We start from the raw sequence: 4,624 nt of genomic DNA on the forward strand, positions 1-4,624 counted from the left end.
TGTGAATCTCGTCGGGGTCCAGTTCGCCGGCCTGATAGAGATGCTCGACCTCGGCGATGGTGATCTTGCCGGCCGTCGCCATCATCGGGTTGAAATTGCGCGCCGTCTTGCGGAAGATCAGATTGCCCTCGGTGTCGCCCTTCCAGGCGTGGACGATCGAAACGTCGGCGATCAGGCCGGTCTCCATCACATAATGTTCGCCGTTGAAGGTCCGGGTTTCCTTGCCCTCGGCGACCAGCGTGCCGTAGCCGGTCTTGGTGTAGAAGGCCGGGATGCCGGCGCCGCCGGCGCGGATGCGCTCGGCGAGCGTGCCCTGAGGGTTGAATTCGATTTCCAGCTCGCCGCCGAGATATTGCTGGGCGAACAATTTGTTCTCGCCGACATAGGACGAGATCATCTTCTTGACCTGCTTGGTCTCCAGCAGGACGCCGAGTCCGATGCCGTCGACGCCGGCATTGTTGGAAATGAAGGTCAGGTTCTTGGCGCCGGATTGCTTGACCGCCTCGATCAGCGCCTCGGGAATGCCGCACAGGCCGAAGCCGCCGGCCATTAGAATCATGCCGTCCTTCACCAGCCCGGCCATGGCGGAGCTGGCGTCTGGATAAACTTTTTTCATGGGCGAATCCCGTATTTTAGAATTATTGCCCTGCAACCATAGAACCGCCGCGCGCGGCGGTCCAGACGCCCCGGACGCCTAGATTTTGCGCAGGGTTACGACCCAGCCCGGCACGTCCGCGCCGCGATCCTTGCGGGTGACTGCGGGCGAAAGCGCCAGCGTCGCGAAGCCCGCGTGCGCCGCGCAGGCGCGCAGATAGGGCGCTGCGTGAGAGAAGCGCAGGTCCGCGCCCAAGCGGAAGCCTTCGCCGCTGTGGCTTTGCGTGGTGAAGGCGAAGATTCCGTCCGGTTCGAGCACGCGCGCGGCCTGCGCGAAAATCGGCGCGAGATCGCCGATATAGACGAAAACATCCGCCGCGGCGGCGAGATCGGCGCTCGCCGGGGGCTCCGACGCCAGGAAATCCAGCAGATCGGCGGCGGCGAGCCGGTCGTAGAGCTTTTTTCCGCGCGCCTGTTCGATCATGGCGGGGGAGAGGTCCACGCCGGTCAGGCGTTCGGCCCGGGCGCGCGCGGCCGCGCCGAACAGGCCGGCGCCGCAGCCAAGGTCAAGCGTATGGGCGAAAATCCGCCCCGGCGCGGCCTGCTCGATCGCTCCGGCGAGGATTTCCGGCCCGCGATAGGCGAGCCCCTCGACCAGATGACGGTCGAAACTCGCGGCATATTGGTCGAACAGAGTCCTGACATAGGCGCGCGGGGCCGTCGCCGGGCTCTCCCCGGCCAGAACGGCGAGACGCAGGGCGGCGCCGGCGGAATCGGCGGGATCGAGCGCCAGCGCCCTGCGAAAGGCCTCGGCCGCCTCCTCGCGCCGCGCCAGCGCCTCCAGCGCCTGGCCGAGGCCGAACCAGCCGGGCGACCAGTCGGAAGCCAGCTCCAGCGCCTGTGCGAAAAGGTCCCGCGCCGCCTCGAAATCCTGCGAGTCCAGCGCGCCCAGCGCCCATTGATAGCGACGGTCGGCGGCGAGATCGCCCGAAGAGCCCGTCAAATTCATGCCTTATTCGCCATTCAGGTGGAATTCCGGAACGGTTTGGGTCACAATCCGTTCAGCAGACATTCAGCAGGTTGCGTCCATCCTGCGCATCAAGCGGCATTCGCGTTTCGACGCAACCTTATTCATGAGGAGAGAGACATGGCCATTTCCCTGAAGTCGACGGCGATCGCCGCCGTGGCGGCGCTTTCGCTGAGCGCCGCTTTCGCGACGCCCGCCTCGGCGTGGTGCAACGGCTGGGGTTGCGGCGGCGGCTATAACGCCGGTCCGGCGGTCGCCGCCGGCGTGCTCGGCGGCATGGCGCTCGGCGCCGTGGCGGCTGGCGCGGCTCAGCCCCGTTATTACGCTCCCGCGCCGGCCTATGGCGGCGGCTGCTGGCTCGAACGCCGTCCGGTCTATGATTCCTGGGGCAATTATATCGGCCGCCGCCGGGTTCAGGTTTGCGAATAATCTTGCAGGTTTGCGAATAACCTTGGCCTGAGCCGGAATGAAAAAGCCCCGCCTGCGCGGGGCTTTTTAGTTTCAGTGGGAGAACAGCACCGGCAGCGTCATGTGCTTGAGCATGTAGCGCGAGCCGCTGCCGCGCGAGAACAAGGGATAGCCGCCGCCGCCGAAGGCGCCGATCACCAGGAGATCGGCGCCGTGGTCGGCCGCGCGGTTGAGCAGGGCGTCCATCAGGCCGATCTCGCTCAAGGCTAGCTGTTCGGGCGCGGCGGCGATCTTGTGGGCGGAGAGCTGCGCCGCCGCGAGCCGCAGGGATTCCTTCTGATAGACGAAGCTGTCCTCGTCGCCCGGTTTGGACAGGCCGACCACCAGGGCGTCGGCGCCGGGCGAGGCCAGCGCGATTCCATCGGAAAAGCCGCGCGCCGAGGAGCGCGAATCCGACCAGGCGAAGATCGGCCGGGCGCCGATCCCGGCGAATTCGCCGGCATAGGGCAGCACCAGCGCCGGACGGCCGGAAGTGACGATCAATTGCTCCGCGAAATCGGGCGGGATCAGCGCATCGTCGGCGGCGCGCTGGCCGAGCACGATCAGGTCGAAATGGCGGGCGAAATCGGTCGCCAGCTTCACCACCTCGCCTTCGTCGCCCCGGTTGAGATCGACCCATTCGGCGTCGAGGCCGGCGGTCGCGGCGGCGAAAGCGGCGCGGCTCGCTTCGGCGGCCTGCTTGTATTCGGCCGTCGGCCATTGCGCCACCACGCCGACCTGATGCGCCGGCGCGACCTGCGCGAACAGGCCGGTCAGCCGCGCGCCGCGCCCGCGGGCGAGATCGGCGGCGAGTTTCAGGCGCACGGCCGAGCGCGGGTCGCTGTTGAGGTGAACGAGGAGATTGCCAATGGTCATGGATTCGCTTTCCGGGCGGCGCGCTTGGCGCGGTCAGGCCTGTCGTTGAAGGAAGGGATTGTGCTGGCGTTCGGCGCCGATCGTGCTGAGCGGGCCGTGGCCGCTGATGAAGGTCATGGAATCGTCGAGCGTCAGCAATCTGGTTTCGATCGAGCGCATCAGCGTGGCGTGGTCGCCGCCCGGCAGGTCGGTGCGGCCCACCGAGCCGGAGAACAGCACGTCGCCGACCAGGCAGAACTGCATCGGCTCGTTGATGAAGACCACGCTGCCCGGCGTATGGCCCGGGCAAAAGCGGACGTCGAGCCGGGCCTCGCCGAAGGTCACATGGTCGCCCTCGTCGAGCCAGCGGTCGGGCGCGACGTTGCGGCAGGCAAAGCCGAAACGGACGGAGGCGGCTTCGAGGCTGTCGAGCAGGAATTTGTCGCCGATATGGGGCCCCTCGATCGGCACGCCGAGGATCTCGCGCAATTCCGCCGCGCCGCCGGCGTGATCGGCATGGCCATGGGTGAGGAAGATCTTCTCGATCTGCGCGCCGGTCTGCGCGATGGCGCGCCGGATCAGCGGCACGTCGCCGCCGGGATCGACCACGGCGCCCTTCTTGGTCGTCTCGCAAATCAGGATCGTGCAGTTCTGCTGGAACGGCGTGACCGGTACGATGGCGACTTTGACCTGCGGGGCCTGGACCTGCGACATGAAGCTCTCCCTGCGTCTTATCTTAGCCGCCGCGGCGCGGCGGGACCAGAGCATAGCTGCTGGGCCAAAAGTGCAAGGCTGCGCTGGCGCGGACGCAAGCTGCCGCTTTTCACCCCGCGAACCGGGCGCGCGCCACGGTGTTCTTAGCCTAAGGAATGACGACGGAACAATTTACGGGCGCGCCGCCTTCCTTCTAAGATTTCAGGTTCTACTGTCGGGCGTTCGGCCTCGCCGACGCCCGATCTCCGGGAATGACCGGTTTTCCGGAGGGAGCGGGGCGCGAGATGAACCAGTATACGTATCACTTCTACGAAATGGCCCAATTGTCGATGGCGCCGGCGCGCGCGCTGTCCGACCTGACGCGAATCGCCCTGAAACATCCGATCAATCCGCTGTCCTATACGGCGGTCGGCCGCAATCTGGCGGCCACGGCCGAGTTGTTCGAGCGCATGACGCGCCGCTATGGTAAGCCGGCCTTCGGCATCGACAAGACCATGGTCAATGGCGTCGAGGTCGCGGTCGAGCAGGAAATCGTCTGGATGCGGCCGTTCTGCCAATTGCTGCATTTCAAGCGGCATCTGCCCCATCCCGCGCCGCGCCAGTCGCGCCTGCTGATCGTCGCGCCGATGTCGGGCCATTACGCCACCTTGCTGCGCGGCACGGTCGAAACCTTCCTGCAGACCCATGACGTCTATATCACCGACTGGATCGACGCCCGCATGGTGCCGCTCAGCCTCGGGAAATTCGATCTCGACGATTATATCGACTATGTCATCGAGCTCTGTGAGTTCCTGGACGTGGCTGGCGGCCCGCCGGTCCATGTGCTCGCGGTCTGTCAGCCTTCCGTCCCGGTGCTCGCGGCGGTGGCGCGGATGGAGGCCGAGCACAATCCGCATGTTCCGGCGTCCATGACGCTGAAAGGCGGCCCGATCGACACGCGGCGCAGCCCGACGGCGGTCAACAAGCTGGCGGAAAAGCGCGGCTCGT

Annotated in this window: 5 protein-coding genes and 1 pseudogene; 2 read left to right on the top strand and 4 right to left on the bottom strand. The window is 66.4% G+C overall.

The features are described 5' to 3' along the window. Together ACE3S9_RS15205 and ACE3S9_RS15210 are read right to left on the bottom strand one after the other, a co-directional pair. A partial coding sequence (locus tag ACE3S9_RS15205) for a CoA transferase subunit A (RefSeq protein WP_374547327.1) occupies positions 1-616 on the bottom strand: 616 nt, incomplete at its 3' end. 78 nt (positions 617-694) lie between these two features. Then, positions 695-1,603, bottom strand: coding sequence for a methyltransferase domain-containing protein (locus ACE3S9_RS15210; RefSeq protein WP_374547328.1), 909 nt, complete (start codon positions 1,601-1,603; stop codon positions 695-697). Between the two features lie 138 nt (positions 1,604-1,741). Between ACE3S9_RS15210 and ACE3S9_RS15215 the strand changes: the two genes are divergently transcribed. Beyond that, positions 1,742-2,050, top strand: coding sequence for a hypothetical protein (locus ACE3S9_RS15215; protein ID WP_374547329.1), 309 nt, complete (start codon positions 1,742-1,744; stop codon positions 2,048-2,050). Positions 2,051-2,122: 72 nt separating this feature from the next. Here ACE3S9_RS15215 and ACE3S9_RS15220 read toward each other — a convergent pair whose 3' ends face one another. Together ACE3S9_RS15220 and ACE3S9_RS15225 are read right to left on the bottom strand one after the other, a co-directional pair. Next, complete coding sequence (locus ACE3S9_RS15220; RefSeq protein ID WP_374547330.1) at positions 2,123-2,944, bottom strand: universal stress protein; 822 nt, start codon at positions 2,942-2,944, stop codon at positions 2,123-2,125. Positions 2,945-2,977: 33 nt separating this feature from the next. After that, complete coding sequence (locus ACE3S9_RS15225) at positions 2,978-3,637, bottom strand: MBL fold metallo-hydrolase (RefSeq protein WP_374547331.1); 660 nt, start codon at positions 3,635-3,637, stop codon at positions 2,978-2,980. 284 nt (positions 3,638-3,921) lie between these two features. Here ACE3S9_RS15225 and ACE3S9_RS15230 point away from each other — a divergent pair. Continuing rightward, a pseudogene (locus ACE3S9_RS15230) lies at positions 3,922-4,624 on the top strand (polyhydroxyalkanoate depolymerase); the annotation flags it as partial.

Origin of the sequence: Rhodoblastus sp., from assembly GCF_041915505.1 — a bacterium.
In the GTDB taxonomy this organism is placed as follows: Bacteria; Pseudomonadota; Alphaproteobacteria; order Rhizobiales; family Beijerinckiaceae; genus Rhodoblastus.

Coding starts and splice junctions, on each gene's coding strand:
- ACE3S9_RS15210 (WP_374547328.1), bottom strand. CDS start 1,603: ATGAATTTGACGGGCTCTTCGGGCGATCTCGCCGCCGACCGTCGCTAT.
- ACE3S9_RS15215 (WP_374547329.1), top strand. CDS start 1,742: ATGGCCATTTCCCTGAAGTCGACGGCGATCGCCGCCGTGGCGGCGCTT.
- ACE3S9_RS15220 (WP_374547330.1), bottom strand. CDS start 2,944: ATGACCATTGGCAATCTCCTCGTTCACCTCAACAGCGACCCGCGCTCG.
- ACE3S9_RS15225 (WP_374547331.1), bottom strand. CDS start 3,637: ATGTCGCAGGTCCAGGCCCCGCAGGTCAAAGTCGCCATCGTACCGGTC.